This window comes from Caulobacter sp. AVps18 (genome assembly GCF_058681425.1).
On sequence record NZ_CM178737.1, the window covers coordinates 2,231,252 to 2,257,900 of the forward strand.

Genomic DNA, 26,649 nt, shown 5'->3' on the forward strand with positions numbered 1-26,649 from the left:
ACCCGTATAACGTTATGCGTTATGGTTGTTGCTGGTGATCAAGGGTTTTGCCGCCCGTGAAACCGACCGGATCTGGCAAGGCGGTCGCTCTCGCCGACTGCCTTCGGATATCCAGCGGAGCGCGCTCCGCAAGCTTCGTTCGCTGGATTCCGCTGAGTACCTGGAGGATCTTCTCTCGCCTCCCGGCAACAGGCTGGAAAGCCTGTCGGGAGATCGCGAGGGGCAGTATTCGATCCGGATCAACCAGCAATGGCGGATCTGTTTCCGTTGGAGCGATGGGCACGCCTACGATGTCGAAATCTGCGACTATCATTGAAATCGACCCCGCCGACTGGCTGCATAATCCCTCGGCCGGCGATATCCTGCTGGAAGAGTTTCTCAAGCCCATCGGCATGAGCCAGAACGCCCTGGCCCGTGCCATCGGCGTGCCACCGCGCCGGATTAACGAAATCGTGCTGGGCAAGCGGGTCGTCACCGCCGATACCGACCTGCGGCTTACACGCTACTGGGGTCTGTCAGAGGGGTTCTTTCTGCGTTTGCAGAACAGCTACGACCTGATGGAGCAGAAGCGGAAGATGGGCGCCGAGTTGGCGAAGATCACGCCGAGGGCGGCTTAGCGGCTCAACGCTCATCGTTCGCGGTGATCGTAAGTTGTGTGGCCCTGCGATATTCCCCGCGAGACATGGTCGCCGGGAGCGGCAGGGGCTGGCGCGGGTGACCTGAACGTTCGCCCCCAGTGAACGCGGCCGGCTTCGCTTGATGAGCCTGTCGGTCATGCCCCCACGTTTGCTTCAGGGCGCCTATTGCGCAGGCTTACGTTCGGCGCGGACCTTCACGCCGCGCCCCGTCAGGGTCAGCCCGAGTGGATCGAAGGTTACGTCGAGGTCAGCAGTATAGGCGTAGAAGCGGTCAGCGCCGTTCGGCAACCAGTAGACCGCAGGTTGGTCATCCAGTTGGGCTGACAGGTATGTGTCAAATCCCGGCTTGATGGTCAGGGTATGGTCATCGGGCAAGGCATAGGTGCCGACGTAGCGTGCCAGCTTGCTTTGCGACAACGGCGCGTAAGGCAAGTCAACCGGGACAGTGGGCGGGAGCACGAAGCGAAAGCCATCGAGCATCATGTTCGGATAGTAGGAGATGTGGTTCTCGCCCGGATAGGTTTTGGCTTGTAAGCTCACGCTAGGTTTGGCCCTGAACGCTGCGGCCAAGGCCGCGAAGCCTCGCTTCATTTCACGCTTCTCGGCCTCTGTAGTGTCCTCGGCTCCACCAACCGCCAGAAAGACTCTTTGGCCACGCGCCCTGGCCGTCGCCTGGGCGACCAAGTCCACCAGGCCTGGATCTCGCGGAACCACCACGCTGCCAATGATGTAACCGGCGAAGGCGTCGGGATTGCCCGCAAACACGTTTGCGGCGAACACCCCGCCGAGCGAGTGACCGAAGAGCACGGAGCCTGCCGGATCGGCTGGGTACTTCGCTTCGATGAACGGCCTCAGATCCTGAAGCAGAAACGCCTCAAAGGCAGCGCCCCCGCCGCCGGAGGTCTTTCCGTCCATGGTGAAGGGGCGGTGGGTAAAGTCCTCGTTACGGGAGGACGGTTGGCCCGGAGCGGGGCGGAGGCTGATAACGATCGCCGGTGCCATCATGGCCCGCGCGCTGAGAAAGACGCTGTTTGGTCCAGCCAGTCCGTAGCCGCCGTCGAGCGCATAGATCGCCGCCAGCTTCTGTCCAGGTATAGCGACCTTGGCGTTGGGAAGTTGGACAGTTACCTCGTAATTGCGCGCCAGTCGGTCGGAGTGGACGATGAACCGCGTCGCGTTCTGCTCGACGACGGAGGCCTCCGAGACAATTGTCAGGGGATCGGCGACCGCCACCGACGCCAGTGCTGCAACGACGATCGACAAACACGCCGCCAAAATCCGGTTCATAGTCCCTCGCGTATTTCAGAGAGACGCTGGAGGTCCTTGGTGTCCGAAAGGTGGCCGGATAACGATCTAAGCCCCCCTAAACCCCGGCTCCAAAGCAAAACGCCCGCCTCTTGCGAGACGGGCGTTTGGAAATCGCGCTGAGACGAAGCCCCTAAGACACCTTCACCCGCGCCGCTGACTCCGGCAAATCCGTCCCGAACGCGCGCTGGAAGAACTCGGCCACGGTGGGGCGTTCAAGTTCGTCGCACTTGTTGAGGAAGGTCAGGCGGAACGACAGGGCGATGTCGTGGTCGAAGATCTCGGCGTTCTGGGCCCAGGTGATCACGGTGCGGGGGCTCATGACGGTGGAGATGTCGCCGTTCATGAAGGCGTTGCGGGTCATGTCGGCCACGCGGACCATGGCCGAGATCGTGCGCTTGCCCTCTACGGTGTCGTAGGACGGGTTCTTGGCCAGCACGATGGCGGCCTCGACGTCGTGTTCCAGATAGTTGAGCGTCGTGACGATGCTCCAGCGGTCCATCTGGCCTTGATTGATCTGCTGGGTGCCGTGATAGAGGCCGGTGGTGTCGCCCAGACCGATGGTGTTGGTGGTCGAGAACAGCCGGAAATAGGGGTTGGCGCGGATGACGCGGTTCTGGTCCAGCAGGGTCAGCTTGCCGCCGGCCTCGAGCACGCGCTGGATCACGAACATCACGTCGGGACGACCGGCGTCATATTCGTCGAACACCAGGGCCACGGGGCGCTGCAGCGACCATGGCAGGATGCCTTCGCGGAACTCGGTGATCTGCTTGCCTTCTTTGAGGACGATGGCGTCCTTGCCGACCAGGTCGATGCGGCTGATGTGGCTGTCGAGGTTCACCCGCACCAGCGGCCAGTTCAGCCGCGCGGCGATCTGCTCGATGTGGGTCGACTTGCCCGTGCCGTGATAGCCCTGGACCATCACGCGACGGTCATTGGCGAAGCCCGCGCAGACGGCCTTGGTCGTCTGCGGGTCGAACCGGTAGGACGGGTCGATCTCCGGCACGTGGCTGTCGCGGTGGCTGAAGGCTGGAACCTTCATGTCGCTGTCGACGCCGAACGCGTCGCGGAGCGTCACCCACTTGTCGGGGACCAGGGTGATCAGGGGATCGGCGGCGGAGCTGGTTTCGGCGAACTCGGGCATGGCTACCCGATTAGCCGGTTGACGTGGGGGAGGGGAAGAGGGCGTCGCACCGCGACACCCTCTTCCCATCGACTTTTTAGTGATTGGCGATGATCACCGAGGCGATCAGGCCCGTCGCTATGGCCGTCAGCAGGTAGCGGTCGTCAACATGCTGCCAGCGATAGCCGCGCGGCGGGGCGCGCAGGCCGTGGCGGCGATAGTCGCTGACATGGTAGCGTTTGTCGCGATAGCGGGTGTCGAGGCGCTCACCCCGGGCCCAGCGATGATCGTCGCGACGGTCGTTGCGGCGTTCAGCCTGGTACTCACGCCGATCGTCGCGACGATCATCCTGGCGGCTCTGCGCGTTGTGGCCATCGTTGCGATGGTCGTCGTGGCGTTGGGGGGGCGGCATTGGCGGCGGTTCCGGCCAGCAGCGACAGGGCAAGAGCGGTAATGGCAAGACGCTTCATGGCGGTCTCCTTTTCGATGACCACATCCTATGAAAGCCGATGTGGACCCGGTCTGAACGGGCACCGACCGCAACGGTTCATGTTTCAGTTGGGAAATGTCGGGGCCGGCGCCGGCACCAAGCTTGGCCTTCAAGCGTTGGGGGCAGCATGAAGGCTTTGCTGAACCTTGATCCCCGACGCGACCTGCCGGCCCTGCTGACCACCGCGCGCCGCGAGCTGGGGGCGACCGTCGCCCTGCTGGTGCTGGCCCTGGGCGTCCTGGCCTTTCTGGCCATCGCCGACGAGGTGGCCGAGGGCGAGACCCGGGCCATCGACCAGGCCATTCTCGATGCCCTGCGCCGGCCGGGCGAGGGGCGGGAACTGATCGGGCCCGACTGGCTGCACGTGGCGGCGATCGACGTGACCGCTCTGGGCTCGCTGGCGGTGCTGGGTCTGCTGATCCTGCTGGCCTTCAGCGTGCTGGCCTGCCTGCGCCGCTGGGGCGAGGGCGTGTTGCTGCTGGTCGGGGCCGGCGGCGGCCTGTGCATCAGCCAGGGCCTGAAGGCGCTGTTTGGCCGCGAGCGGCCCGACCTGGCCTATCGCGCGGTCGAGGCGGTCAATGCCAGCTTCCCGTCGGGCCACGCCATGATGTCGGCCGTGGTATTCCTGACCCTCGGCGTCCTGGCCGCGCGGTTCGCCGAGCGCCGGCGGCTCAAAGCCCTGGCCCTTGGGTCGGCGGTGTTCCTGTCGCTGCTGGTGGGTCTCAGCCGGATCTATCTGGGCGTCCACTGGGCCAGTGACGTGCTGGCCGGCTGGTGCGTGGGCGCAGCCTGGGCCATGGCCTGCTGGCTGGTGGCGTTCGCCTGGACGCGGCTGCGGCGGCGGTGAGTTACCCGGCCTTGGGCTTGGGCCGCCAGGAGAGTTCGAGCGCGGTCCATAGGGCGCCGGCCAGGTCCAGGGCACCGAGGGCCAGCCAGGGCTTGGGCAGGGCACCGGCCAACACCAGAGCGCCGATGGCCACGGGCGAAGCCAGCCGCAGCGTGACCGAGGCCCGCATATAGGTGCGCGCGCCGGTCCAGCCGGCCACATGATAGGCCAGCGAATAGCCGATCATGATCAGGCCGAACATCCGCGCCCAGGGCTCGGCACCGGGCGGCAGGGCGACGTGCAGCAAGGCAGCGGCCTGGGCCGGGACCAGGGCGAACGCGGCGCCGGCGACCGACAGCAGGCCGCCCCAGAACCAGATGCTCCACGGAATCCCGAACGGGGTCGGGACTACCGGCGTTGGGGCACCGGAAGGGCTGGCGTCCCGGTCTTGGTCGGTCATGGTCGTCATCGTCCCTGCGCGCCTGTCCCCCCGGGGACGCCGGCGGACAATGGCGATAGCCGCGCCACGCCGCAAGGCGCCAAGCCCTCAGGTCGTAAGGCCGGCCTTTTTCAGCGTCTTGTAGGCCTTGATCACGCGCGCCAGCTTGTGCTCGGCGCTGCGGTCGCCGCCATTGACGTCGGGGTGGCAGCGCTTGAGCAATTCCTTGTAGCGCACCTTGATGGCCGCGCTGTCTGCGGCACCGTCCAGATCGAGGTCGCCCAGGGCCTGACGCTCCAGCTTGCCCAGATGACGGTCGGCGGAGGCGCGGTCGGCCTCGGCCTTGCGCTGCTGGGCCCGGAACAGGCCGAACGGGTCGGCGATATGGCGTGCGTCGCGGGCGGCCATGGCGGCGGCCTCGCGCGAGCGGCTGTCAGCCTTGAAGCTCCAGGTCGGACGACCGCCGGTGACCTTCTCGATCTCCTGCTCGGACCGGATCTGGGCCTCGTTCATGCCGGCGAAGAAGTTCCAGTTCTTGTTATATTCGGCCGCGTGCTTCTGGCAGAACCAGTAGTGCTCGTTGGGCATGTTGCGCGCCTTGGGCGCCTTGGCCGATCCGGCCAGGCGACAGTCGGGGTGGTCGCAACGCTTCTCGCCAGGCTTCAGGCCAAGCACGTCCGGCGCCGCGCTCTCACCCTCCTTGGGCGGGCGGACGCGGATGTCGAAAAACTTCGGGCGGTATTCAAACTCACGGCTCATGAGCCCTAGAGTAAGCTACCGCTATTTCCGTTCAAGGATTGACATGCGAGAGAACGCCATGGGCACCGTATCCGACATCATTCGCAGCAAGCTTGAAGCCGCTTTTCAGCCGGTGAGGCTGGAGCTGACCGACGACAGTGACCGCCACCACGGCCATGCCGGCCATACCGGCGCCGGCGAGAGCCACTTCAACCTGGTCATTGAGGCCCAGGCCTTTGCGGGCAAGGGCCGGGTGATGCGCCAGCGCATGGTCTACCAGGTCCTGGCCGCCGAGATGGCGGGCCCTGTCCACGCCCTGTCGATCAGCGCGACGGCACCCGACGAAAGCTGAGCCCGATCCGCGCGGGAGGGCTTGCGCGCCCGGCCCGCGACTGATTGCCTCTGTGCCCGGCGCGATCCTGCCGGATCGATGAGAACAGGCATGAGCGCCGAGATTTCCACGACCAAGGCCATCGAAACCCAGGCGGCAGCGCTCCTGCCGCCCCTGCTGTCGCGCGCCTATGCCCGCTATTCCAACTTCACCGTCGCCGCCGCCGTGATCGACGAGCACGGCACGGTGCATCTGGGCGTCAATGTCGAGAACGCGGCCTATCCCTCGGGCACCTGCGCCGAGCAGACGGCCATCGGGGCCATGATCACGGCCGGCAGCCGGCGAATCGCCACCGTCATGATCGCCGCCGGCTCCAATGCGGTGGTCCAGCCCTGCGGCGCCTGCCGTCAGAGGATTGCGGAATTCGCCTCTGACGCCTGCGAGATCGTCTCGGTGCAGGACGGCGTCGCCACCCGCCGCACGCCCTTCTGGACCCTGCTGCCCGAGAGTTTCGGACCCAGAGACCTGGAATAGGCTCAGGTCTGGGGCCGTCCCACCAGGATCCCGCGTCCGTGCGGCGCGATGTAGAGCACGCCATGCTCCAGGGGATCGCCCGTGATGACGTGCATGGCCCCGAACTGATGGGCGTCGTCGTTGATTCGCGTCCAGGTCTGGCCCTCGTCGTTAGAGCGCCACAGGCCTTCCTGGCCCTTGATCTTGCCGCTCAGATAGACGGACGGATAGCCGTCCTTGACCGCCGGCGCGCCAAAGCCCACCGCCCAGGCCGCGTCCACGCCCTTGACCGAGGCGAATTTCGACTGGGCGTCGCGCGAGTGGATCAGGCCTGAGGGCAGGGCCAGCCACAGGTCACGCATGCGGGTCGGCATCACCGCAATCTGGGCCTGTTCCCAGCCCTGCACCGCCGGCAGACCGGTGGCGATGGGGGTGAAGGTTGCGCCGCCGTCGACGCTGATCAGGATGCGGCCGCCGGTCCGGTCGTGCACATAGAAGACGCCGTTGGCCACCTTGTCGGCGATGGGCGTCAGTTGCCGGTCGCGATCCACAGGCCAGTTGGCGCTGGATGTCCAGGTCTTGCCCTTGTCGGCCGAGAAATAGGCTCCGTCCTTTTCGGGGACCCAAAGCAGGAAGTTGCCCTTGGCTGAAATGGCGATCTGGCCGGGACCGCGCCAGCCCTCACCCTTGCCCGGCGGCTTGTAGGGCGAGGTCGGGAACAGGGTCCAGCTGCCGCCGCCGTCTTCCGAGTAGAAGCCGTGTGTGCCGCTGCTATTGACCGTTCGGGCCAGAAAACCGGGCCGCTGACCGGCATAGTCGATGCTGAAATTGGTTTCGGTCGTCGGATGGAAGAGGCCGGCATTCGGGGTCTTGGTGATATCGTCCCAGGCTCCGCCGCCGATGTCACCGAAGGCGGCCAGCAGGGTCGCTCCGCCGGTGGGCGAGGCCATCTGGATGACGGCCCCCTCCTCAAGGTTTTCGACATTGAAGTCGAACAGCACGGGCTGGCCACTGCCGGCGGCCGTGAGGTTGCGACTGGTCCAGACCCCGCCGCCCGTGCCGTAGGTCAACTCGTCGGCATTGAACGGATTGATCCGGACATCCGACATCCAGTGACCCATGTGGTCTTCGCCCTTCAGGCTGTCGGCGAGCCACGGGTACTTGGAGGCGTCATGCCTGGACTGCTGACCAAGGCCACTCCAGCGGGCGCCGCCGTCGCGGGAGATGAAGACATCGTCGCCGGGCCACCAGCGGTTCAGGGTCGAGACCGCGATCGTACCGTCGGGTCCGATGTCGATGCCGGAATAGCCAAACGCTGCATCCGGGCCGGTCCGCAGGGGCGAGATGTCCCGCCACTTGCCCGACTTGCCATCGCGCTTCCACACGCTGCCGCGCACCGCAAAGCTGGGATTGACCACCGCCGGACCCTCGGCCTGGGCGAAGGTCACATACAGCGAACCGTCGGGCCCATAGACCGCGTGCTGGGGAACCTGGTCCGGGGTTCCGTCCACCCGCTGGAAGCTGGCACCCCGGTCGGTGCTGGCAAACAGCCCGCCCTTGCCGTCGGCGGAACCGACGATCATCTCGCCGCCGGCCGGCGCGAACAGGACGAGCGTCAGGGACTTGCCGGGCGAGGCGCTCGCCCTGGCAAAGCTCTCGCCGCCATTGACGCTTTTCCAGAGACCGTCCTGGTTGGAGCCGTAGAACAGCACGCTCGGCTGGGTCGGATCGACCATCAGCCGGTCGCCGGTCCCGCGACCGTCGGCATTGCCGCCGACCTTGATCGGCAGGGCCGTCTTGCGCCAGGTCGCGCCGCGATCGCTGGAGCGCAGAATGGCCCCGGGCGCGGCCCAGTCCTGCAGATAGAGCCCGCAGGCGGCATAGAGCTTGTCAGGATCTGTCGGATCGATGGCCATGCTCAGCACGCCCATCAGGTGGCTGTCGTCATGACCCAGATGGTCGAGCAGGGGGATCCAGCGCCGGGCTGCGAAGTCGTAGCGATACATGCCGCCGATATCGGTCCGGGCGTAGAGCAGGTCTTTCTGCCGGGGGTGATACAGGAAGCCGTCCACATAGCCGGTCCCGCCATAGGGGACGCTGCGCCAGTCATAGGGCTTTGAGCCCGCTGTCCGGGCCTGGGCCTGCGGCGCGAGGGCCAGGCAGGTGCCCGACAGCGCTGTCCCAAGGGCTGCCCGGCGGCTGAGCGATGTGAAATCCATGGTCCCTCCCGACGCTCCTTGCCGGAGCTGTTCTCAAACCTAGCCGCAAGCTGCGTCAGGCGGATCGGGATTTAGATAGACCAATTAATAATATCAATAGGCGAGGGGGCTCGCTGGGGGTGACCCGCAGCCAAAGAAAAAGGGGCGGTCCGAAGACCGCCCCCTTCCTGTCCATGACGCTTTTGTGCCGGCTTACATCTTGTAGTTGAAGCCGATGAAGAAGCGACGGCCAAACAGGTCGAAGTTGTCCGAGCTGGTGTTGCCCAGCCACGGTGCCGGCGTGGCGTCAAAGGCGTTGACCACGCCGCCACGGACGGTGAAGTCTTCCTTCGGGCTGTACCGCACCGTGAAGTCGTGCTGCACGAACGAGCCCGAGGTGAAGTACTTGCTGTCGTAGATATCGTTGTTGCCGCCCAGCGTGTCGGCGTCGATGATCTCCTGCGACGACTGCCAGTCAGCCGCCCATTGCACCGACAGCTTGTCGTTGATGGTCCAGTTGACCTTGGAGCTGAAGCGCACGCGCGGCAGGCCCAGGGTGGTTTCCCAGTCGGTGTGCTGGTTCGGGTCGGCGATGTTGGTGAAGTCGTGCTGCTCGAACAGGTAGGTGCCGCTCAGACGGTAGTCGAGGCGACCCCAGTCCAGGCCGGTCAGGGTCTCGAAGTCGGTCCGGTACAGGTACTGGAAGTCGACGCCGCGGTTCATCGTGCGGGCATAGTTCACCGAGCCCTGGATGAAGTCGACGATGCCGTAGGCCGGGGTGGTGCCCTGGCCGGCGGCGCCGGTGCGGGTGATCGTGGCGCAGATGCCGGGGTTCAGCACCTCGCCGGCGACGCACTGGTTGGCGGCCGTCTGAGCGGTGATCGAGGCGATCACGTCCTTGATGTCGATTTCATAGTAGTCGACGACGAAGGTCGAGTTTGGCCAGAAACGCGGCGTCACGACCATCGAGATGGTCGAGCTGAACGACTTTTCGGGCTTCAGGAACGGGTTGCCCGAGTTCTTGCCGGCCGGAGTGCTCGGATAGTTGATGACGGTGCCGGTCGGAATGCCCAAGGCCTGGCAGTTCTTGATCCGGTTGGCCTTGATCCGGCTGTCGGTGGTGGCCTGGATGACCGTTTCCGAGCAGGGGTCGCTGATCGACGCGAAGGTCTGCGTCGGCGGGTTGAAGTTCTCGGCCAGCGACGGCACGCGAACCGCCTTACCCGCCGTCGCGCGGAACAGGATGTCCTCGATCGGACGCCATGAGGCATTGAAGTTGTAAGTGTCGGTCTTGCCGACCGTCGTATACTCCGAGCGGCGGAACGCAGCGCCGACTTCCAGCGAATTGGCCAGGAACATGTCCTTCAGAAGCGGCAGGCGGAATTCGCCGAAGGCTTCCTTGGTCTCATAGGACGCGCCCGGCAGGTCAGGGCCGGTGTTCAGGAACAGGAAGCGGTCACCGGTCGAGCTCGAGCGTCCGACGGTCGAGGTTTCCTCCCGACGCCATTCCGCGCCCAGGGCCAGACCGATACGGCCGGCACCCCAGAAGTCCCACAGTTCGCCCGACACATAGCCCAGGGCGTCCAGTTGCTTGTTCTCGTTCTGGACGTTGATCTCGGCGTCGAAATAGTTGCGAGCGGCGGCGCTGTAGCCGTTCTCACCGAACACACGTGAAGGCGCGCACTCGCTGACTTCCTTGTAGGCGGCTGTGCCGGCCTTGTAGGTCAACAAATCCGGCGCGTTGGCCTGGGTTCCCTTGGTCAGGGAGAACTGCGGCGTGCTGCGATAATAATCGACGATGGGTGTGCCGGCAGCGGCCAGAAGCTTAACCCGGCAGACAACTTCGCCGGGCTTGCCATTGACGATACCGGCCGTGTCGACAACAGCGTCAACCGAGTGCTTGAAGCGAATGACGTCGACGGCGCGCTCGTAGTTTTTGTTCTCTAGTTTGCCGCCGGTGAAGCTCAGTTCGTAGGACAGATTCTTGACAAAGCTGAACTCGTCCTTGGTGCCGCGCAGGCCGACCACGAAGCGGCTCAGCTCCTTCTGGTTCAGCTGGCTGCGGCTGGGGCCGAAGATGCTCAGGCGGGCGCGGGCGTCGGTGATCGTGCCGGTCTGGACGCCGGCGGCGTTGATCGTCGGACGCGTGTTGGACAGGATGGCAGCGCGGACACTGGGGTCGAGATAGGCGTTGTCCAGACCGATATTAAAGGCCGAGGTGCCGATCAGCAGGCCGTTGGCCGTGCTGTTGAGGTTGACCAGACCAATGTCGAAGAAGGTCTGCTGACTTTCATCATAGGTTTCTTCCTTGATGAACTTGCCTTCGACGAACAACTGCAGGTCTTCGGTGATATTGAGGTTCAAGCCGCCTTGGAAGCGCTTGTTCTCCGACTCGGGCAGACGGCTGAACTGGCTGAACTCGGTGTTCACGTTCAGGCCGTCACCGCCGACGTTCAGGACGCGCGAACGGCCGACGTTGTTGCGGATAGTGCCGAAATTGGCCAGGCGAGCCTTGCCGGTCGAGTCGAATTGATAGGTCTTGCCGGGCTCCGGAAAGATACAGTTGGCGCTGATCGATCCCAGGCTTCCCGAGGTTCCGGCGCAGATCTGCGAGGCACCTGCCGTGATATTTCGGCTAAGGTCAGGAAGTATATCGTTGACCAGGGTCAGGGTGCCGCCGCGTGAGCGCGAGATGTTGCGGACGTCGCGCAGCAGGACGCTGTCGAAGATGCCGTCGTTGTTGGCGCTTGCCGGGTCGAAGTCGAGCGCGGTCAGGTTCCAGGCGTTCGCCCGCCACTTCATTTCGCTGTCGAGGACTTCGTCGTTCTTTTCGTATTCGGCCGACGCATAGACGTTCAGCTTGCCGTCGAAGAAGTTGTGACCGACCAGGGCCGAGAAGCGGCGGTTCAGGTCGCCGCCGACCTTGGCGCTCTTGTTGATCTGGGCAACGGTGCCGTCGATCTCAACGCCTTCAAAGTCGCGACGCAGGATGAAGTTGACCACGCCCGAGACGGCGTCGGCGCCGTACTGGGCCGAGTTCGCGCCGGTGATGATTTCAACGTTCTGGATCAGCAGACGCGGAATGGTGTCGACGTCGACCGACAGGCCGCCGGAGGACGAGCCGACATGGCGGCGGCCGTCGACCAGGGTCAGGGTGCGGTTGGAGCCCAGGTCGCGCAGGTTCAGCAGCGACAGGCCACCATCGTTCAGACCTGAGCCCGTGGTGTCTTCCGGGACGATCGAGCCCGACAGGGCGGGGATGTCGGCGAGCACGTCGATGACGCTGGCCTGACCGGTCGAAACGACTTCGTCGCGCGAGACCTGGATCAGCGGGGTCGGGGAGTTGGTCGGGTCGCGACGGATCCGCGAGCCGGTAACGACCACTTCTTCGACTGCGGTGTCTTCCTTGGCGGCGGCGGGCGCGGTCTGCGCGAACGTCAAGGTCGGGGCCAGGAGGGCGAGGCTCCCCAGCATCGTCGTCGCCAGGAGAACCTTGGTCTTCAACGCCATTTTTCCGTTGTCCTCAAAACTAAAGACGCCCCCGGTGCGCTTCCTGCGGGGGGGCGAGAGGTTCATTCCTCGGAGAAGACGTTATCGGCTTTGCCGCCGGCCAAAAGGGCGCACTGAAGCGGATTTCCGCTAAGTCGCATTTTAGTTACAAAAAAGTCACGATCTGGGCGGCTTTGTGTCAAGCGGGGTCAAATTTGCCCAAATTGAGGCGCTAACCCGCACGTTAACTACCGGTAACAAAGGGTAATTTTCACCCCTTTCGGCCGCGCGAAGGGCGAAAATCCACAGCTATAGGCTGCGAAAGTGGCCGAGCTAGCCAGATTTCTGGTGAAAAAGGACGCTGAGGAATCCCTGTGGATCTCGGGCCGCGCCCAAAAGCAGGGCGCGATTGCCCATCTGACGGGCAGTGTCTGCGGGGGCGACGCCTCAGGCGATCTGGCTGGCCAGGTCTTCAAGCACGCGGCGCAGGTCGGCCTCGCGGAAGGGCTTTTGCAGGACCAGGGCATCGCGATGGCCTTCCGAGAGGCCCGCCACGCCATAGCCGCTGGCGAAGGCAAAGGGCACGCCGCGCGCTTTCAGGGCATCGGCGACGGGAAAGATCGGGCGTCCGCCCAGATTGACGTCCAGCAGGGCGGCGTCGATATCGCCAGAGGTGGCCAGGCGCAGGGCTTCCTCGATCTCGGCGGCAGGACCCACCACGGTGCAGCCCAGGTCGCTGAGCATGTCCTCGACCAGCATCGAGACCAGGGCCTCGTCTTCGACGACCAGAACTTTCAGGGCGTTCAGCTTGCTCATCGGCAGGGCTCCAGGGCTCGCATCGGAAGCCCCATGCGGCAGATCCGGGCAACGCTAGCATAAGTTGGCGCGACGTCGCCTGACAGTTCTCTGGCCGTCCCTTTTCCAGAAGTGCGCGTCAAAGCCCATGTGGGGCAGAGACGATTGCATATGGCATGCACCAACTGCCGCTCCTGAGGATGTTCAAGAGCTCTGTCTTCCTGGGTCTTGTGCCCAGAACCCGTACCGACAGGGCGTCGTGCCGCTCGGCGTTGGTGGCCAGGCCCCGGGTTCTAGACGCTGACGCCTTCGTCCAGCCGGGCGCTGATCCGCAGCGCCGTGACCTGATTTCTCTGACGGCGCAGGACCTGGAAGCGGTGGTGGTGGAAGATGAAGGTCTGGCCGGGCTCGGGAATGGTCTGGGCTTCGTGGATCACCAGGCCGGCGATGGTCACGGCATCACCCTCGGGCAGGTCCCAGTCCAGGGCCCGGTTCAGGTCGCGCACCGTCACGGCGCCGTCGACGTTCACCGAGCCGTCGGCCTGACGCCGCACGCCGTCCAGGCTGGTGTCGTGCTCGTCGTCGATCTCGCCGACGATCTCTTCAAGGATATCCTCCAGGGTCACCAGGCCCTGCAGGGCACCATATTCATCGACCACCAGGGCAAAGTGGCTCTTGCGCTTGAGGAAGGCGTTGAGCTGGTCCTTCAGGTTGGTGGTGTCGGGAATAAACCACGGCTCGCGCAGGATGGCGGCGATGTCGAGGGCGTCGATACCGCCTTCCGACTCGGCCAGGGCCCGCAGCAGGTCACGCGCGTGCAGAACGCCGATGATGTTGTCGGGATTGTCGCGATACAGCGGGATACGGGTGTGCTGGGCCTCCAGGGCCTCGGCCACCAGCTCGCGCGGCGACAGGTCGGCGTCGCACATCACCATCGACTTGCGGTGGACCATGATCTCGGAGACGTCCATGTCCGACAGGTCCAGCACGCCGCCCAGCATCCGCCGGTCGCCGCTTTCGACCAGGCCTTCGGAGTGGTGGTATTCGACCGCGCCGCGGATCTCCTCGTGGGCGGCCAGCACGTCGACGGCCATGTCCAGCCGCACGCCAAACAGCCGCAGGGTGCGCCGCACGATCCACTGGATCGCATAGATGATCGGGCCAAACAGCCGCACCACCAGCAGGGTCGGCCCCGACAGGAAGCGCGCCACGTCGTCGGAGCGCAGGATGGCCAGGGTCTTGGGCAGCACCTCGGCGAACACCAGAACCAGAACCGTCATGGTCGCGGTGGCCACTGCGACGCCCCACGGGCCGGGAATGGCGGCGGTCAGCACCGTGGTCGCCAGGGCCGAGGCCAGGATGTTGACCAGGTTGTTGCCCAGCAGAACCGCCCCGATCATCGTCTCCTGATCCGACAGCAGCCTGTTGACCCGCCGGGCGGGCCGATCACCCTCGCGCTCCAGCTGATGCATCCGCGCGCGGCTGGCGGCGGTCAGCGAGGTCTCGGCGGCCGAGAACATGGCCGAGATCGCCAGAAGGCCGATGACGATGGGCGCGAGGCCGAGAATGGCGGTCAGGATCATCCGGCTGTTCTACGCCAGAGCGGTCCGATGGGAAACTTAGCTGGTTGGCGAAGTTTTCACTTTTCCAATCAGCCGAAGGTGTAATAGTTAGCTCAATGGCTAAGCATGAACCCGATCTTTCGCGGCGCTTTCACGCGCTGGCTGATCCGACCCGTCGGTTGATCCTGACCCGGCTGGCCGAGGGGCCGGCCAAGGTGACCGATCTGGCCGGCCCCACCGGGCTGCGACTGCCGACCGTGATGCGGCACCTTTCCGTACTGGAGGCGGCCGGGCTGATCGCCACGTCCAAGGGCGGACGGGTCCGGACCTGCGCTTTCGTGCCCGAGGCCCTGGACCCCCTGCGGACCTGGATGGACGAGCAGAGGGCCGGTTGGGAGGCCCGCCTCGACCGTCTGGATGCCTTTGTGATGGCTGTGATGAAGGAGAACGAGACATGACGCAGAACCTTGCGGCCGACGCGACGATCGGCGCAGTGCGGGATGACCGTCAGGGACGCTTCGCCACCCTTGCCTTCGAGCGAGAAGTGGCCGCGCCGGCCTCGGTGCTCTGGAAGGTCTGGACCGACCCGGCGGCGCGGGCCGTATGGGCGCCGCCCGCACCCTCGGTGACGGTGGAGTTCCTGGAGGCCGACACCCGGGTCGGCGGTCGCGAAATCTCGCTGTGCAAGGTTGAGGGTCAGCCCGACATACGCTGCGAGAACGGCTGGCTGGTGCTGCAGCCCGAGACGCGCAGCGTCAACTCCGAGGTCATCTCGTCGGAAGGCGTAACCCTGTCTGCGGCGCTGGTCACGGCCGAGGTGTCCGCCGCCGGCCCGCACAGCCGGCTGAGAGTGACGGTGCAACTCGCCTCGCTGGGCGAGGACATGGAGGCCGGCTACCGTCAGGGGTTCAACGCGGGTCTCGACAATCTGGCCGGCGTGGCCGAGCGGACCATGCTGCTGCAGCGGGTGATCAGGGCACCGCGATCCGTCGTCTGGGGCGCGTGGATGAACCCCGACACCCTGCCGCAATGGTGGGGGCCGGACGGCTTTTCCTGCCGCACCGCGAGGATCGATCTGCGCGCGGGCGGAGAGTGGGTGTTCGACATGATCGCGCCCGACGGCACGGTCTTTCCGAACCACCATCGCTATGTCGCTGTCCAGCCGCAGACACGGATCGGCTATGCGCTGCTGTGGGGCGAAAACGGTCCCAAACACGCCGACGCCTGGGCGACGTTTGAGGATGACGACGGGGCGACGAAGGTCACGCTGGGCATGGTGTTCAGCTCGGTCGCCGAGTTCCAGGCGGCCAAGGGTTTCGGCGCCGTGGAACTTGGTCTGCAAACCCTGGGCAAGCTGGAACGCTTTATCGTCTCGGGCTGAAGGCCGTCATTCAGGCCATGGCCTGACGGGGCGCGATCTCGTCCGCGTCGCCTCAGGCGGCGACGCGGATCGGTATCACCAGACGCCGATTTTCTCGGCCTCGGCGTGGCTGATCGGATGGTGGGCGGCCTTGTGGTCTTCCTCGGCCAGGAAACGCACGGCCTCCAGGGCGGCCATGCAGCCCATGCCGGCGGCGGTGACGGCCTGGCGGTAGATGTCGTCGGTGACGTCGCCGGCCGCATAGACGCCTGCGACGGCCGTCGAGGTCGTGCCCGGCTTGACGGTCAGATAGCCGCCGGCGTGGGTTTCCAGCTGGTCCTTGAACAGCTCCGAGGAGGGGGCGTGGCCGATGGCGATGAACACGCCGTCGCACTTCACCTCGGTAAGGTCGCCGGTCTTGACGTTCTTCAGGCGCACGCCGGTGACGCCCATCGGGTTGGTGTCGCCCAGCACCTCGTTGATGGCGCTGTCCCAGACCACTTCGATCTTGGGATGGGCCAGCAGCCGCTCCTGCAGGATCTTCTCGGCCCGCAGCTCGTCCTTGCGGTGCACCAGGGTGACCTTGCTGGCGAAGCTGGTCAGGAACAGGGCTTCTTCGACAGCCGTATTGCCGCCGCCGACCACCAGAACCTCCTTGTTGCGATAGAAGAAGCCGTCGCAGGTGGCGCAGGCGCTGACGCCAAAGCCCTGGAAACGGCTCTCGCTCTCCAGGCCCAGCCACTTGGCTTGCGCGCCCGTGGCGATGATCACCGTCTCGGCCAGCCAGTCCTGGCCGCTGTCGGTGGTGATGTGGAACGGGCGCTTGGAGAGGTCGGCGCTCAGCACGATGTCGCTGACGAACTCGGTGCCCACATGCTGGGCCTGGGCCTTCATCTGGTCCATCAGCCAGGGGCCCTGGATGACGTCGGCGAAGCCCGGATAGTTCTCGACATCGGTCGTAATGGTCAGCTGGCCGCCCGGCTGGATTCCGGCGATCAGCACCGGCTTGAGCAGGGCGCGCGCGGCATAGATGGCGGCGGTATAGCCGGCGGGACCCGATCCAATGATCAGGCAGCGGGTGTGGCGGGGGGCGGAGGAGGTCGACATGGGCGCAGATATAGTGTCGATTCCGATTCAGCGCGATGGCTGCAAAGTGGGGGACATCATGAAAGCTGGACTGCCGATCGGGATGGGCGTGGGCATTGCCCTTGGGGTTGCCTTCGGGCTGGCCATGGACAACCTGGCGCTTGGCCTCGCCCTGGGCGTCGCCATCGGTGCCGGCTCGGGCGTGGCGATGCAGGCGTCCGGCGAGGCGAAGGAAAAGGACAAGAAAAAGGGTGACGGCGGCGGCAGCGGCGATGGCGGCTTGGTCCACACCGGCTCCTCATCAAAAGGGTCGAAGTCAGACGACGCCGACGGCTCCAGCGATAGTGACGGCGGCGGGGATGGCGGTGGAGATGGTGGGGGCGGCGGCGGCGGGGATTGAGGCTGGCTGGTCGCACTCAGCGATCGGCGCTATACTGCAGCCATGAACCCTCTGCTCGACCGTATCACAATCGAGCCCGGCAAGGCCGGCGGGCGGCCCTGTCTGCGGGGCCTGCGCGTCCGCGTGCAGGATGTTCTGGAAATGCTGGCGGCCGGGATGAGCAGCGCCGAGATCGTCGCCGAGTATCCCTATCTTGAGCCCGACGACATCCGTGCTGCCTTGGCCTACGCGGCTGCTGCCGTGGCCGATACGGCTGTTGTTGCCGCTTGAAGTTCCTCATCGACGCTCAGTTGCCGCCCAGCCTTGCGCAATGGCTAAACTTCAAAGGCCATGAGGCCGATCACGTGATGTCGGTTGCGACATTGGACGCGCCCGATGCGGCGATCTGGGACCTGGCCATCCGAAATGACTATGTAATCGTTACCAAGGATCGAGACTTCGTCGAGTGGGCAAGGAGCCGGCGGCCGAGGGCGCGGATCGTTTGGATAAGGTTGGGCAATATGCGCCGCGACGTCCTTGAGGCGCGCATGGATCAGGCTTGGCCGGATCTGGAAACGGCCCTGGCGAGCGAGGTCTCCGTGATCGAAATCGGGCGCTGACCAGCCGATTGACGCCTCGTCCATGATTTCAGGGTTAAGATGACGGACACCACGTTTCCGGACGCCGTCATGACCGCTTCGCCCTTCATCGAGATCGCCGGCCGCAAGATCGGCACCGACCATTCGCCCTATGTGATCTGCGAGCTGTCGGGCAATCACAACGGCAGCCTGGAGCGGTGCCTGACCATGGTGGACGCCGCCGCCGCCACGGGCTGCGACGCGATCAAGATCCAGACCTATACCGCCGACACCATCACGCTGGATGTCGACCGGCCCGAGTTCAAGATCCACGGCGGGCTGTGGGACGGCCGCACCCTCTACGAACTCTATGAAGAGGCCCACACGCCGTTCGAATGGCATGGCGCGATCTTCGAGCGGGCCCGCCAGCGCGGCGTGACCATCTTCTCCAGCCCGTTCGACGAGACGGCGGTGGACCTGCTCGACAGCCTCGGCGCGCCCGCGTTCAAGATCGCCTCGTTCGAGGCCGTCGACATTCCGCTGATCCGCTACGCCGCCAGCAAGGGCAAGCCGCTGATCATCTCGACAGGCATGGCCAATCTTCAGGAGATTGAGACGGCGCGCGAGGCGGCCCTGAGCGCAGGCGCGGCGGGCGTCCTGCTGTTGCACTGCGTCTCCAGCTATCCGGCCACCTTCGCCGACGCCAATGTGCGGACGGTCGCCGACATGGCCCAGCGCTTCGGCTGCCCGGTGGGCCTGTCAGACCACACGCCCGGCACGGCCGCCTCGGTGGCGGCGGTCTCGGTCGGGGCCTGCGCAGTGGAAAAGCACTTCACCCTGGCGAGAGCCGACGGTGGCCCCGACGCCGCGTTCAGCCTGGAGCCCGTCGAGTTCAAGGCCCTGGTCGACGACTGCAAGAACGCCTGGTCCTCGCTGGGCCGGGCGCATTACGACACGCTGGGCTCCGAGGCGACCTCGTTGCTGTTCCGCCGCTCGCTCTATGTCACCGCCGACGTCAAGTCCGGCGAGCCGCTGACCAAGGCCAATGTCCGCTCGGTCCGCCCCGGCAACGGCCTGCCCCCCGCCGACCTCGACAAGGTGCTGGCCGGCAAGGCGGCGCGCGACCTGACACGCGGCGAGCCGCTGGACTGGTCGATGGTGGGTTAGGGGGTGAGACCACTCGCCCCCACCTGACCGCTGCGCGGTCGTCCGCCCCCATAGGGGGCGGATGACGTCATCTTCCCCCTCTGGGGGAGGAGGGCCGAAGGCCCGGAGGGGGCCAGTTTCCCGCCCCCCTTACCGCTAGCCCCCAAACGACCGCCCGCCGCCGAAGCCGCCGCGGGAGATCACGGCGCTGCGGCTCTGGACGCGGGCAGGGGCCTCGGCGCGCGCGGGCAGGCCGAAGCTTTCCGAGCGCACGCGGGTGCGGCCGGTGACATAGTCACGCGACAGCGGATAGCCGCCGCCGCCGTAGTAGGTCCCGTCGCGATCACGATACATCGGTGCACCGCGATAGCCGCGGCCGCCCATGTTCTCCAGAGCCTGGCCGATGATGAAGCCGGTCAGCAGGGGCGTGAAGAAGCTGCCGCCGCTGCTGTTGGAGCGCGGCACGCACTGGTCGACGCCGTAGCGCTCCTCGCAGCTTTGCTGGTCGCCGAACTTGGGCGCGTTCTCGGCGCTGGCCTTCTGGGCCTCCGCCAGGGTGGTCTCGCACTGCTCTGCAGTGAAGTCGCCCGAGGCCTTGCACTCGTCCAGGCTGGTGAAGGTGCGGGCCTCGACGGCCTTGCCGGCTTCAGCGGCCGGCGGGTCGCCCCACTGGGTGGCGGCCGGCGTGCCGTCACAGGCGGTCACCGATATCGCCGCCCCGGCCATCAGGGTGGTCAGGGTCAGGCTGCGCGAGCGCTTGAGGCGCGAGAGGGGCAGGTCGGTCATCACATGCCTCACGAGGTCATGCAGGCGGCGTTGATCAGGCCGACTGCAACAGAGATGCTGGCCAGATAGACGCCTGATGCCAGTTCGCCCTTTTCGATCCGGGCGGCGACATCCTTCATCACGATCATGCGGATCAGGGTGAAGGCGGCGATCTGGATGACGCCGGCGAGAGCCGCCCAGGCGCAGAACTCGACCAGCGAGACGGTGTGGCTGAGCGCCGAGGCCAGCGGCAGCACATAGCCCACCAGCGCGCCGCCCAGGGCCAGGGCAGCGGCCACATTGCCCTCGCGGATCAGCTTGCCCTCGTTATAGGGCGTGACCCACTGGTAGATGACCTTGAAGGCCGCCGTGAACAGGCCGGCGGCGACGAAGGCTATCAAGAACGCTGTGGCGCTGGCGCCGAACCCCTGAAGATCGAACATGGTCTCTCCGTCTTTCTTCTGGCCGCTCAGGCCTTGAACTCGCCGGCTTCCAGAGGGATGCCCAGCATGATCTCGAATGAGACCTCATGGTCTTCGGTCTCCTGCTCGATGGCGAGCAGTAGTTCGCGCCCCTCCTCGGGAAGGTCGCGGGCGAACAGCATGGAGGTCTGGAAGATGCGGCGATCGGTAATGCCGTCGCGGTCGTCGTGCAGGTCTTCCCAGAAGGTGACCGGGTCCTGGTCCTCGGCCTCGTCGCCGAACCACAGGCGTGGATAGTCGGGCAGGCCTGGCGCGGTAAAGGTGCGGGCCCGCAGGCGTCTCGCCCAGGCGTCGCGGTCGGCGCGGCTGCCCGGATAGGCGCTGTCCCAGGCCATGAACACGGTCACGTCGGTCAGGCGCTGGCCCTCGCGATCATCCGACACGGCCTGAAACATCACGTGGTCGTCAGTGTAGAAGCGATGGACGAAGCCGCCGTCCTTTAGCTCGACCAGGCCCTGGGCGGTGATTTCCAGCGTGTCGCGGTCGAGGGAAAAGCGCGTGTCGGTTCCGAACCGACGCCAGGCCAGGGTGTCCAGCCAGACGGTGCGGCCAAGCGTGACATTGCGGATCGCCGGCAGGGCCGGCGCGGCGATCACGGCGTCCTTGCGTCCGAAAAGCTTGCTGAACATCGATACGGACCCGGTTCTGACTCTCTCAACCTGTACGACGGGGGCGGCTCGCGTAAAAGGGGGCTCGCCATTACCAACTTGTCATGCGCTGCAGGCCCATGACGCTCTCGACGACTGGCGTTCGCTCTCCCATCTTGTATGGAAGACCACGACCTCTGGAGGATCACCACCGATGACGACCCCCGCCTGGACCGTACGCTCGCTGCAGACCGCCCTGTCCGACGGACTCACCGACGCCCTGACGGCCCGCGTCGTCGAAGGCGCCGATCCCATCCTGCTGGTCACCATGCACGAGCAGGGCGACCTGGAGATCTTCGTCAGCGTCAGCGACCAGCAGATCGCCGCCTCGGTCCTGCTGTGGCCGGTCGACGAACAGGAAGACCGCCACGCCTTCAACGAGTTCCTGCTCAAGGCCCAGAAGCTGGTGCCCCTGTCGAACTTCGGCATCGGCACGGTGGGCGACCGCGACTATTATGAACTGTTCGGCGAACTGGCCCCGTCCTCTTCGCTGGACGACATCCTGATCGAGCTGCGTGTGCTGGCCGAGAACGCCATTGAGGCTGCCTCCGACCTGCGCTCGTCCTTCACCCCCGCCTGATCCCGTTTCCGGAGCCTATTCGATGTCCATCTGGCGCAAGCTTTTCACCCTGGGTCGCGCCGGCGCGCACGAGGCTTCGGCCGCCGTCGTCGACGCCAACGCCATCCGCATTCTTGATCAGGAAATCCGCGACGCTGATACGGCTCAGGGCAAGGCCCGGGACGACATGGCCACGCTGGTGGCCCGTCGCCGCATCCTGGAAAAGGAAGTCTCCAGCTTCCGCGAGCAGGTGACCAAGTACGAGGGCTCGGCCCGCGCCGCCGTCGGCAAGGGCGACATGGACCTGGCCCGTCAGGTGGCTCAGCGCATCGCCGACCTCGAGCAGGACATCGCCCTGAAGGAGCCCCAGATCGAGGGCATGCGTCAGGCCGAAGACCAGCTGCACCAGGCCATCACCGCCACCGACCGCCGCATCGAGACCCTGCGTCGCGAGGTCGAGGTCGTGAAGGTCAATGAAAGCGTCCAGAAGGCCCAGGCTTCGGTCGCCGCGCGCGGTGCCGGCGCTGGCTCGTCGCTGGGTTCGGCCGCCGACAGCCTGGCCCGGATCAAGGAAAAGCAGGCCATTCGCGGCGAGCGCATCAAGGCGGCGGGCGAACTGGAAGACCGTCGCACCGGCGCGGACCTGGATGAAAAGCTGCGCCTGGCCGGCATCGGTCCGGGCCAGTCCTCGGCCGACGACATCCTGGCCCGCCTGGCCCCGCCGGCCGCTGCGCCGCTGCAGATCGAGCAGAAGACGGGCGAAGCCTAGCCCCCATGCGTCGCCTTGACCTGACTGCGCGCAGCGACTGGCAGGCCAAGGCCGACGCCGTCGGCTTCGTCTACCACCACACCGACGGCCAGGCGTACTGGGACGAGTCGGTGGCCTATGCCTTCACCCTGGCCCAGGTCGAGGACGACCTGGAGCCGGCGGCGGCTGACGTTCATGAGCTGTGCCTGGACCTCGTCGACGAGGTGGCCGGCAATGAAGCGCTGCTGACCAAACTGGCCATTCCGCCCGAGCACTGGGACTTCGTCAGCGCCTCGTGGCGGGCCAAGGCACCCTCGCTCTACGGCCGGTTCGACTTCGGCTATGACGGTGTCAGCAAGCCCAAGCTCTACGAATACAATGCCGACACCCCGACCAGCGTCTTCGAGGCGGCCACCTTTCAGTGGCTGTGGCTGGAGGAACTGCTGGCCAGCGGGGCCCTGCCGGCCGGGACCGACCAGTTCAACAGCCTGTTCGAGGCCCTGCGCGACCGCTTCAAGCTGCTGTTCCCCACGGGCGGCTTCGTCCACTTCGCCAGCGACGCCCACGCCGTCGAGGATCGCCAGACCGTGCGGTTCCTGGAGGATCTGGCGCTACAGGCGGGGCTGGACCCCAAGTTCGTGGCCATCGACGCCATCGGTGCCAATGCCGAGGGCCAGTTCGTCGATCTGGAGGGCTATGTCCTCCAGGCGGCCTTCAAGCTCTATCCCTGGGAGCAGATGCTGCGCGAGCCCTATGCCGTGCATCTGAAGACGGCGGGCGTGCGCTGGCTGGAGCCGGCCTGGAAGGCGATCCTGTCCAACAAGGGCATCCTGCCCCTGCTGTGGGAGCGCCACCCCGGCCATCCCAACCTGCTGGAAGCCTATTTCGAGGGCGACCCGGCGGCGTCGGCTCTGGGCCCGCGCCACGTGCGCAAGCCGCTGTTCTCGCGCGAGGGGGCCAATATCGAGATTATCGGGGGCGACGAACCCGTCCTCGACCAGGGCTATGGCCAGGAAGGCGCGATCCTCCAGGCCTACAGCCCGCCGCCCGAGTTTTCCGGCAAGCGCCCGGTGATCGGGGCGTGGATGGTCGGCAACGAACCCGCCGGCATCGGCATCCGCGAGGATGACAGCGTGGTGACCAAGAACCTCGCCCGGTTCGTGCCGCATGTGATTATGGAGTAGGGGCCACTGGCCCCCACCTGACCTGCTACGCAGGTCGTCCGCCCCCATAGGGGGCGGATGAGGTCCATCTTCCCCCTATGGGGGAGGAGGATGCGAAGCATCCGGAGGGGGCCAGCGCGGCGCTAACCGCGCACCAGCCCCCGCAACCCGTCCCAGCCCAGATTCATCAGGCCGTCCACAAACCCCATGAACGGCGTGAAGGGCTCGGACCCCTGCGGATAGCTCACCGGCGTGAAGCCCTGGAACCGCACCGGGAAGTCTGCCGCCGCAAACACCCCGTCCTCTTCCATGTAGTCCGCCGACCCCATCGGCGAGACATAGGCGCTGGCCCCCACTGCCCGGCAGATGGCCAGCAGGTGCTCGGACCGCGCGCCGTCCGCCCCCAGGGTCGAGGCCCGCTCGAACCGCGTCGTCAGGCCCAGGCGCTGCGCCGCCGCCACGGCCATGCCGCAGGTCAGGTCGGCCAGGGCTCCGTCGCGATGCGCAGCAAGGTGCTCGGACACGAAGTCAAAGCCCTCGGCAAAGCCCGGTCGCTTGCCATAGGCGTGGCGGATCGCGGCCAGGTGCTTGTCGCGCCAAGGCTGGCTGTCGTCGATCTCGATGGCGTGGATGGGCGTGTCGCGGTCGTGCTTTTTCACCGGCACGGTCAGCATCAGCTCGCCATTGGCCGTGAGGATGCGGTTGCGCGACTGCCACGAGCGGCGGGCGAACTGCACGTCGTCGAGGAACACGAAGACGTCGCTGGCCGCCATCAGCTGGAAATAGCCCAGATACGGCAGATAGGTCGGCTGCATGATCGCCGCCGTGCCCCCGCAAGCCTTGCTCATATGGCTTGAGCCAGCGCCGGTGCGCCCTCCCGCGCGGCCAGCAGGGCGGCATTGACCTCGGCCAGCTTGGCGGCCTTGGCATAGGGCTCCCAGGCCCCGGAGATGAAGGCGGTTCCAAAGCGCTCGGCCAGCCGGCTGCGCAGGGTCTTGAGCCCGGCGATGGCGTCCAGCGAGTGATAGATCCAGCGCGGCTGGATATCGCTGTGCAGCAGGGCGCCGACCTTCAGGGACCCGAACCCTGACAGCAGGGACCGCATCTCGCCGGGCAGGGCGGCCAGATCGGCCTCCTTCACGCACTCGGCCACAGCCAGTTGCTGGCCGCCGCTCTCGTACAGATAGACCCGGAAGGCGCTGCCGGTGGCCGTGAAGTTCTGGACATAGACCGGGCAGGGGCCGTCGAACTCGACCGCGAAGACGTAGGTGGCGAAGCTCTTCTTGATCAGGCCGGGGGTCGGCAGGCCCAGCGGCTTGAACAGCGGCGTGGGATTGGCGGCCCAGACCACGGTCTCGGCGGCATCGGGCGCGGCCAGCAGGGCGCGGGGCGAGACCAGGGCGTTCAGCTCGACCTGCACGCCCAGTCGCTTCAGGGCCGCATGGCAGGTGTCGAACAGGGCCGCAAAGCCGCCGGCCGGCAGGGTGGCGGTCAGGTTGAGCGTCCGGCCGGTCAGGGCGCGGGGAATGGCATAGAGCTCGTCGGCCCAGGGATTGGTCGCCTTGGCGCGCGCCAGCTGGCCCAGATCGGCAGCCGCCGGGAAGACGCGATTGATGGCCAGGGGAATGGCGGCGTCGCCGTGGATCTCGCCTGGATCGGCATCGAGGTGCCAGCGGCAATAGGCCTCGAGCCGCGCGGCGATCGGGCCGGGATAGGCGGCGATGCGTGAGCCCAGGCTGTCGCTGGCCGGCCGGCTGATCGCGGTGGCGGCGCAGTCCACGGCCGGGCCGCCGAAGTCCCAGGTGAAGACCCGGCGGCCGGCGCTGTCCAGACTGACCGACCCGAAGCGGTTGTTGAAGGTCTCGAAGCGGGCACCGTGGGCGGTCAAGGTCTCGACGATGGGATCACCGGGCCCGCCGAAATAGACGCAGCCGTCGCGCATCTCCAGGCCGTGCGCCACCCGGGGGCGGGCCACGCCGCCCAGGGCCTCGAACCGCTCCTGCAGGACGATGTCGCGCCAGCCCAGGCGACGGGCCTCGAAGGCCGCCAGGATACCGGTCAGCCCGCCGCCGACGATGCGAACCCTTTCACTCACGCCACGGCTCCCCAGACGACCAGATCGCTGTTGGGAGCCACCAGAACCCCGTTCTGGACGTTGTCGAACGACACCTTCAGGGCCGTGACCTCGATTAGACCCAGGTCAGCTTCCAGCTGTTCGACCAGGCCCCTGGCCGTATAGAACAGGTTGAACAGGCCCTCTTCGCCGGTCTCGGGCGTGGCCAGCCGCCAGCCGTTGGGCTCTTCTTCGACGCCCTTGCCGCAGCGATAGTCGTCAACCAGCCGGGTACGAACAAACACTTCGGCCCCCGGCGCCAGCCGCGCGCGGGCGGCGGTCAGCACGGCGCTCGCCTGGGCGGCGGTCAGGTAGCACAGCAGGTTGGGGATCAGCAGCACGTCGATGGGCGCGGGGCCAAGATCGGGCAGGCCCTGCGACAGGTCGGCCTGGATCAGGGTGGCGTCCGGTCCCAGGTTCCAGCGGGCGTCGTCCAGCGCCGCCTGCGAATAGTCCACATCGGTCAGCGACCAGCCATAGGCGGCATAGAGCGACAGATTGTTGCCCGTGCCTCCGCCCAGCTCCACCACACGCCCGGCGCGCTGATGCAGGCCACGCTTGAAGAAGTGCCGGGCGACGAACTCGTCCGGATACTTCAGGCCGCGAATGTCGGGCAGGGCAGGCATGGGGCTTGGGGAATCCCGGCAAGGAAGAGCTGGCCGGAGAATCCCGCGAAAGCGCACAACGTTTGGTTAACAGGCGTTAGGTGGTGGGGGGCGGTTTGTCGCAGGGGGGGCTTGGATTCTGCTGTCAGTCGCTCCCGTCTTGAAAGGACGGGATGCGCCGATATTGGCAGGGTTAGCTGGCGGAGCTTCAAGCGGGCTTAGTGATCTCGTGTTCGGGGTGGTTTGCGAATCTATGGACAGGTCGGGAAGTATCGCCCGCTGATGCTGATGATCTCACCGGCGTCGCCGGCTTTCCAGGCCACATCGACATCGTGCTTACAGATCCACTTGGTCCAATGAGCCTTTGCTGTTCTCGCCGGTCGGTCTATCGCGAACCCCTGAGACTGGAGTGTATCCAGGACCACGACCTCGGCGGTGCCTACTGGGAAATTTCGAGCAAGGCGCTCAGGCCATTCCTTGTTCTCGATCGACACGTCGAGGTCTTGTGCAATAGGCGGCGGATTTCGTGGACCGTCACCGCACGAAGTCGTCAGGATGAACGCAGCCAAGC

General features: G+C 66.0%; 31 protein-coding genes. 14 read left to right on the forward strand and 17 right to left on the reverse strand.

The genetic code is table 11. The features are described from left to right. Positions 1–34: 34 nt before the first annotated feature. The gene (locus tag ACW179_RS10195) at positions 35–316 is read left to right on the forward strand and encodes a type II toxin-antitoxin system RelE/ParE family toxin (RefSeq protein ID WP_492064289.1); all 282 of its coding nucleotides are present in this window, start codon (positions 35–37) and stop codon (positions 314–316) included. After that, positions 291–617, forward strand: coding sequence for a HigA family addiction module antitoxin (locus ACW179_RS10200; protein ID WP_492064183.1), 327 nt, complete (start codon positions 291–293; stop codon positions 615–617). Before ACW179_RS10195 ends, ACW179_RS10200 begins: the two co-directional genes overlap by 26 nt. Positions 618–800: 183 nt before the next feature. Here ACW179_RS10200 and ACW179_RS10205 read toward each other — a convergent pair whose 3' ends face one another. The 3 genes from ACW179_RS10205 to ACW179_RS10215 form a co-directional block, all read right to left on the reverse strand. Beyond that, positions 801–1,925: an alpha/beta hydrolase gene (locus tag ACW179_RS10205; protein ID WP_492064184.1), complete on the reverse strand. Its 1,125-nt coding sequence runs from the start codon at positions 1,923–1,925 to the stop codon at positions 801–803. Positions 1,926–2,076: 151 nt separating this feature from the next. Further along, positions 2,077–3,087 (reverse strand): cobaltochelatase subunit CobS, encoded by a 1,011-nt coding sequence (gene cobS / locus ACW179_RS10210; protein ID WP_492064185.1) that lies wholly within the window; start codon positions 3,085–3,087, stop codon positions 2,077–2,079. A 76-nt stretch (positions 3,088–3,163) separates the two neighbouring features. Next, entirely contained in the window at positions 3,164–3,478 is a 315-nt protein-coding gene (locus ACW179_RS10215) for an RcnB family protein (RefSeq protein WP_492064186.1), read from the reverse strand. 205 nt (positions 3,479–3,683) lie between these two features. Here ACW179_RS10215 and ACW179_RS10220 point away from each other — a divergent pair, with 205 nt between their 5' ends. Further along, the gene (locus tag ACW179_RS10220; RefSeq protein WP_492064187.1) at positions 3,684–4,403 is read left to right on the forward strand and encodes a phosphatase PAP2 family protein; all 720 of its coding nucleotides are present in this window, start codon (positions 3,684–3,686) and stop codon (positions 4,401–4,403) included. 1 nt (position 4,404) lies between these two features. Here the strand turns inward: ACW179_RS10220 and ACW179_RS10225 are convergent, their stop codons facing one another. Continuing rightward, the gene (locus tag ACW179_RS10225; protein WP_492064188.1) at positions 4,405–4,842 is read right to left on the reverse strand and encodes a hypothetical protein; all 438 of its coding nucleotides are present in this window, start codon (positions 4,840–4,842) and stop codon (positions 4,405–4,407) included. Between the two features lie 87 nt (positions 4,843–4,929). Continuing rightward, complete coding sequence (locus tag ACW179_RS10230) at positions 4,930–5,580, reverse strand: J domain-containing protein (protein WP_492064189.1); 651 nt, start codon at positions 5,578–5,580, stop codon at positions 4,930–4,932. A 58-nt stretch (positions 5,581–5,638) separates the two neighbouring features. Between ACW179_RS10230 and ACW179_RS10235 the strand changes: the two genes are divergently transcribed. Continuing rightward, positions 5,639–5,911 carry a BolA family protein gene (locus ACW179_RS10235; protein WP_492064190.1) on the forward strand — a complete coding sequence of 91 codons (273 nt, stop codon included), beginning with the start codon at positions 5,639–5,641 and terminating at the stop codon, positions 5,909–5,911. A 90-nt stretch (positions 5,912–6,001) separates the two neighbouring features. After that, entirely contained in the window at positions 6,002–6,424 is a 423-nt protein-coding gene (gene cdd / locus ACW179_RS10240) for a cytidine deaminase (RefSeq protein WP_492064191.1), read from the forward strand. A 2-nt stretch (positions 6,425–6,426) separates the two neighbouring features. On the opposite strand, the gene ACW179_RS10245 is transcribed toward cdd, so the two are convergent. From ACW179_RS10245 to ACW179_RS10260, 4 genes are all read right to left on the reverse strand, one after another. Beyond that, positions 6,427–8,622 carry an exo-alpha-sialidase gene (locus ACW179_RS10245; protein WP_492064192.1) on the reverse strand — a complete coding sequence of 732 codons (2,196 nt, stop codon included), beginning with the start codon at positions 8,620–8,622 and terminating at the stop codon, positions 6,427–6,429. 192 nt (positions 8,623–8,814) lie between these two features. Continuing rightward, positions 8,815–12,111 (reverse strand): TonB-dependent receptor domain-containing protein, encoded by a 3,297-nt coding sequence (locus ACW179_RS10250; protein WP_492064193.1) that lies wholly within the window; start codon positions 12,109–12,111, stop codon positions 8,815–8,817. A gap of 426 nt (positions 12,112–12,537) precedes the next feature. After that, positions 12,538–12,906, reverse strand: coding sequence for a response regulator (locus tag ACW179_RS10255; protein WP_492064194.1), 369 nt, complete (start codon positions 12,904–12,906; stop codon positions 12,538–12,540). A 272-nt stretch (positions 12,907–13,178) separates the two neighbouring features. Further along, positions 13,179–14,465: an HlyC/CorC family transporter gene (locus tag ACW179_RS10260; RefSeq protein WP_492064290.1), complete on the reverse strand. Its 1,287-nt coding sequence runs from the start codon at positions 14,463–14,465 to the stop codon at positions 13,179–13,181. Between the two features lie 98 nt (positions 14,466–14,563). Here ACW179_RS10260 and ACW179_RS10265 point away from each other — a divergent pair, with 98 nt between their 5' ends. Continuing rightward, the gene (locus ACW179_RS10265; protein ID WP_492064195.1) at positions 14,564–14,905 is read left to right on the forward strand and encodes an ArsR/SmtB family transcription factor; all 342 of its coding nucleotides are present in this window, start codon (positions 14,564–14,566) and stop codon (positions 14,903–14,905) included. Continuing rightward, on the forward strand, positions 14,902–15,828 hold the full coding sequence (locus ACW179_RS10270) for an SRPBCC family protein (RefSeq protein WP_492064196.1): 927 nt from the start codon (positions 14,902–14,904) through the stop codon (positions 15,826–15,828). Before ACW179_RS10265 ends, ACW179_RS10270 begins: the two co-directional genes overlap by 4 nt. Before the next feature lie 75 nt (positions 15,829–15,903). Here ACW179_RS10270 and trxB read toward each other — a convergent pair whose 3' ends face one another. Next, a complete protein-coding gene (gene trxB / locus ACW179_RS10275) occupies positions 15,904–16,914 on the reverse strand; it encodes a thioredoxin-disulfide reductase (protein WP_492064197.1) in 1,011 nt (336 codons plus the stop codon). Between the two features lie 58 nt (positions 16,915–16,972). Here trxB and ACW179_RS10280 point away from each other — a divergent pair, with 58 nt between their 5' ends. The 4 genes from ACW179_RS10280 to pseI all read left to right on the forward strand — a co-directional run bounded on the left by ACW179_RS10280 (position 16,973) and on the right by pseI (position 19,017). Continuing rightward, complete coding sequence (locus ACW179_RS10280; RefSeq protein WP_492064198.1) at positions 16,973–17,293, forward strand: glycine zipper domain-containing protein; 321 nt, start codon at positions 16,973–16,975, stop codon at positions 17,291–17,293. A gap of 42 nt (positions 17,294–17,335) precedes the next feature. After that, positions 17,336–17,563, forward strand: coding sequence for a DUF433 domain-containing protein (locus tag ACW179_RS10285; protein ID WP_492064199.1), 228 nt, complete (start codon positions 17,336–17,338; stop codon positions 17,561–17,563). Beyond that, complete coding sequence (locus tag ACW179_RS10290; RefSeq protein ID WP_492064200.1) at positions 17,560–17,892, forward strand: DUF5615 family PIN-like protein; 333 nt, start codon at positions 17,560–17,562, stop codon at positions 17,890–17,892. Before ACW179_RS10285 ends, ACW179_RS10290 begins: the two co-directional genes overlap by 4 nt. A gap of 69 nt (positions 17,893–17,961) precedes the next feature. Beyond that, the gene (gene pseI / locus ACW179_RS10295; RefSeq protein WP_492064201.1) at positions 17,962–19,017 is read left to right on the forward strand and encodes a pseudaminic acid synthase; all 1,056 of its coding nucleotides are present in this window, start codon (positions 17,962–17,964) and stop codon (positions 19,015–19,017) included. A 135-nt stretch (positions 19,018–19,152) separates the two neighbouring features. Here pseI and ACW179_RS10300 read toward each other — a convergent pair whose 3' ends face one another. Genes ACW179_RS10300 through ACW179_RS10310 form a run of 3 tightly spaced genes read right to left on the reverse strand, consistent with a single transcriptional unit; the run spans position 19,153 to position 20,872 of the window. Beyond that, positions 19,153–19,782, reverse strand: a complete 630-nt coding sequence (locus tag ACW179_RS10300) for a DUF1190 domain-containing protein (RefSeq protein WP_492064202.1) — start codon at positions 19,780–19,782, stop codon at positions 19,153–19,155. 8 nt (positions 19,783–19,790) lie between these two features. Next, positions 19,791–20,204: a DUF350 domain-containing protein gene (locus ACW179_RS10305; RefSeq protein WP_492064203.1), complete on the reverse strand. Its 414-nt coding sequence runs from the start codon at positions 20,202–20,204 to the stop codon at positions 19,791–19,793. Positions 20,205–20,230: 26 nt separating this feature from the next. Continuing rightward, positions 20,231–20,872 carry a DUF2491 family protein gene (locus ACW179_RS10310; protein WP_492064204.1) on the reverse strand — a complete coding sequence of 214 codons (642 nt, stop codon included), beginning with the start codon at positions 20,870–20,872 and terminating at the stop codon, positions 20,231–20,233. 172 nt (positions 20,873–21,044) lie between these two features. Between ACW179_RS10310 and ACW179_RS10315 the strand changes: the two genes are divergently transcribed. Genes ACW179_RS10315 through ACW179_RS10325 form a run of 3 tightly spaced genes read left to right on the forward strand, consistent with a single transcriptional unit; the run spans position 21,045 to position 23,381 of the window. Further along, positions 21,045–21,470: a YjfI family protein gene (locus tag ACW179_RS10315; protein ID WP_492064205.1), complete on the forward strand. Its 426-nt coding sequence runs from the start codon at positions 21,045–21,047 to the stop codon at positions 21,468–21,470. A 22-nt stretch (positions 21,471–21,492) separates the two neighbouring features. Next, the gene (locus tag ACW179_RS10320; RefSeq protein WP_492064206.1) at positions 21,493–22,218 is read left to right on the forward strand and encodes a PspA/IM30 family protein; all 726 of its coding nucleotides are present in this window, start codon (positions 21,493–21,495) and stop codon (positions 22,216–22,218) included. A 5-nt stretch (positions 22,219–22,223) separates the two neighbouring features. Further along, complete coding sequence (locus tag ACW179_RS10325; RefSeq protein WP_492064207.1) at positions 22,224–23,381, forward strand: glutathionylspermidine synthase family protein; 1,158 nt, start codon at positions 22,224–22,226, stop codon at positions 23,379–23,381. A 122-nt stretch (positions 23,382–23,503) separates the two neighbouring features. On the opposite strand, the gene ACW179_RS10330 is transcribed toward ACW179_RS10325, so the two are convergent. The 4 genes from ACW179_RS10330 to ACW179_RS10345 form a co-directional block, all read right to left on the reverse strand. Then, positions 23,504–24,208: a WbqC family protein gene (locus tag ACW179_RS10330; RefSeq protein ID WP_492064208.1), complete on the reverse strand. Its 705-nt coding sequence runs from the start codon at positions 24,206–24,208 to the stop codon at positions 23,504–23,506. Then, positions 24,205–25,455 carry an NAD(P)-binding protein gene (locus ACW179_RS10335; RefSeq protein WP_492064209.1) on the reverse strand — a complete coding sequence of 417 codons (1,251 nt, stop codon included), beginning with the start codon at positions 25,453–25,455 and terminating at the stop codon, positions 24,205–24,207. The genes ACW179_RS10330 and ACW179_RS10335 overlap by 4 nt, the downstream gene beginning before the upstream one ends. Continuing rightward, the gene (locus ACW179_RS10340) at positions 25,452–26,099 is read right to left on the reverse strand and encodes a class I SAM-dependent methyltransferase (protein WP_492064210.1); all 648 of its coding nucleotides are present in this window, start codon (positions 26,097–26,099) and stop codon (positions 25,452–25,454) included. Before ACW179_RS10340 ends, ACW179_RS10335 begins: the two co-directional genes overlap by 4 nt. A gap of 230 nt (positions 26,100–26,329) precedes the next feature. Continuing rightward, positions 26,330–26,647: a hypothetical protein gene (locus ACW179_RS10345; RefSeq protein ID WP_492064211.1), complete on the reverse strand. Its 318-nt coding sequence runs from the start codon at positions 26,645–26,647 to the stop codon at positions 26,330–26,332. Positions 26,648–26,649 lie beyond the last annotated feature (2 nt).

Bases quoted from the DNA above. Each gene is read 5' to 3' on its own strand.
- ACW179_RS10200 (WP_492064183.1), top strand. From the start codon at position 291: ATGTCGAAATCTGCGACTATCATTGAAATCGACCCCGCCGACTGGCTG.
- ACW179_RS10205 (WP_492064184.1), bottom strand. From the start codon at position 1,925: ATGAACCGGATTTTGGCGGCGTGTTTGTCGATCGTCGTTGCAGCACTG.
- cobS (WP_492064185.1), bottom strand. From the start codon at position 3,087: ATGCCCGAGTTCGCCGAAACCAGCTCCGCCGCCGATCCCCTGATCACC.
- ACW179_RS10215 (WP_492064186.1), bottom strand. From the start codon at position 3,478: ATGCCGCCCCCCCAACGCCACGACGACCATCGCAACGATGGCCACAAC.
- ACW179_RS10220 (WP_492064187.1), top strand. From the start codon at position 3,684: ATGAAGGCTTTGCTGAACCTTGATCCCCGACGCGACCTGCCGGCCCTG.
- ACW179_RS10225 (WP_492064188.1), bottom strand. From the start codon at position 4,842: ATGACCGACCAAGACCGGGACGCCAGCCCTTCCGGTGCCCCAACGCCG.
- ACW179_RS10230 (WP_492064189.1), bottom strand. From the start codon at position 5,580: ATGAGCCGTGAGTTTGAATACCGCCCGAAGTTTTTCGACATCCGCGTC.
- ACW179_RS10235 (WP_492064190.1), top strand. From the start codon at position 5,639: ATGGGCACCGTATCCGACATCATTCGCAGCAAGCTTGAAGCCGCTTTT.
- cdd (WP_492064191.1), top strand. From the start codon at position 6,002: ATGAGCGCCGAGATTTCCACGACCAAGGCCATCGAAACCCAGGCGGCA.
- ACW179_RS10245 (WP_492064192.1), bottom strand. From the start codon at position 8,622: ATGGATTTCACATCGCTCAGCCGCCGGGCAGCCCTTGGGACAGCGCTG.
- ACW179_RS10250 (WP_492064193.1), bottom strand. From the start codon at position 12,111: ATGGCGTTGAAGACCAAGGTTCTCCTGGCGACGACGATGCTGGGGAGC.
- ACW179_RS10255 (WP_492064194.1), bottom strand. From the start codon at position 12,906: ATGAGCAAGCTGAACGCCCTGAAAGTTCTGGTCGTCGAAGACGAGGCC.
- ACW179_RS10265 (WP_492064195.1), top strand. From the start codon at position 14,564: ATGGCTAAGCATGAACCCGATCTTTCGCGGCGCTTTCACGCGCTGGCT.
- ACW179_RS10270 (WP_492064196.1), top strand. From the start codon at position 14,902: ATGACGCAGAACCTTGCGGCCGACGCGACGATCGGCGCAGTGCGGGAT.
- trxB (WP_492064197.1), bottom strand. From the start codon at position 16,914: ATGTCGACCTCCTCCGCCCCCCGCCACACCCGCTGCCTGATCATTGGA.
- ACW179_RS10280 (WP_492064198.1), top strand. From the start codon at position 16,973: ATGAAAGCTGGACTGCCGATCGGGATGGGCGTGGGCATTGCCCTTGGG.
- ACW179_RS10285 (WP_492064199.1), top strand. From the start codon at position 17,336: ATGAACCCTCTGCTCGACCGTATCACAATCGAGCCCGGCAAGGCCGGC.
- pseI (WP_492064201.1), top strand. From the start codon at position 17,962: ATGACCGCTTCGCCCTTCATCGAGATCGCCGGCCGCAAGATCGGCACC.
- ACW179_RS10300 (WP_492064202.1), bottom strand. From the start codon at position 19,782: ATGACCGACCTGCCCCTCTCGCGCCTCAAGCGCTCGCGCAGCCTGACC.
- ACW179_RS10305 (WP_492064203.1), bottom strand. From the start codon at position 20,204: ATGTTCGATCTTCAGGGGTTCGGCGCCAGCGCCACAGCGTTCTTGATA.
- ACW179_RS10310 (WP_492064204.1), bottom strand. From the start codon at position 20,872: ATGTTCAGCAAGCTTTTCGGACGCAAGGACGCCGTGATCGCCGCGCCG.
- ACW179_RS10315 (WP_492064205.1), top strand. From the start codon at position 21,045: ATGACGACCCCCGCCTGGACCGTACGCTCGCTGCAGACCGCCCTGTCC.
- ACW179_RS10320 (WP_492064206.1), top strand. From the start codon at position 21,493: ATGTCCATCTGGCGCAAGCTTTTCACCCTGGGTCGCGCCGGCGCGCAC.
- ACW179_RS10325 (WP_492064207.1), top strand. From the start codon at position 22,224: ATGCGTCGCCTTGACCTGACTGCGCGCAGCGACTGGCAGGCCAAGGCC.
- ACW179_RS10330 (WP_492064208.1), bottom strand. From the start codon at position 24,208: ATGAGCAAGGCTTGCGGGGGCACGGCGGCGATCATGCAGCCGACCTAT.
- ACW179_RS10340 (WP_492064210.1), bottom strand. From the start codon at position 26,099: ATGCCTGCCCTGCCCGACATTCGCGGCCTGAAGTATCCGGACGAGTTC.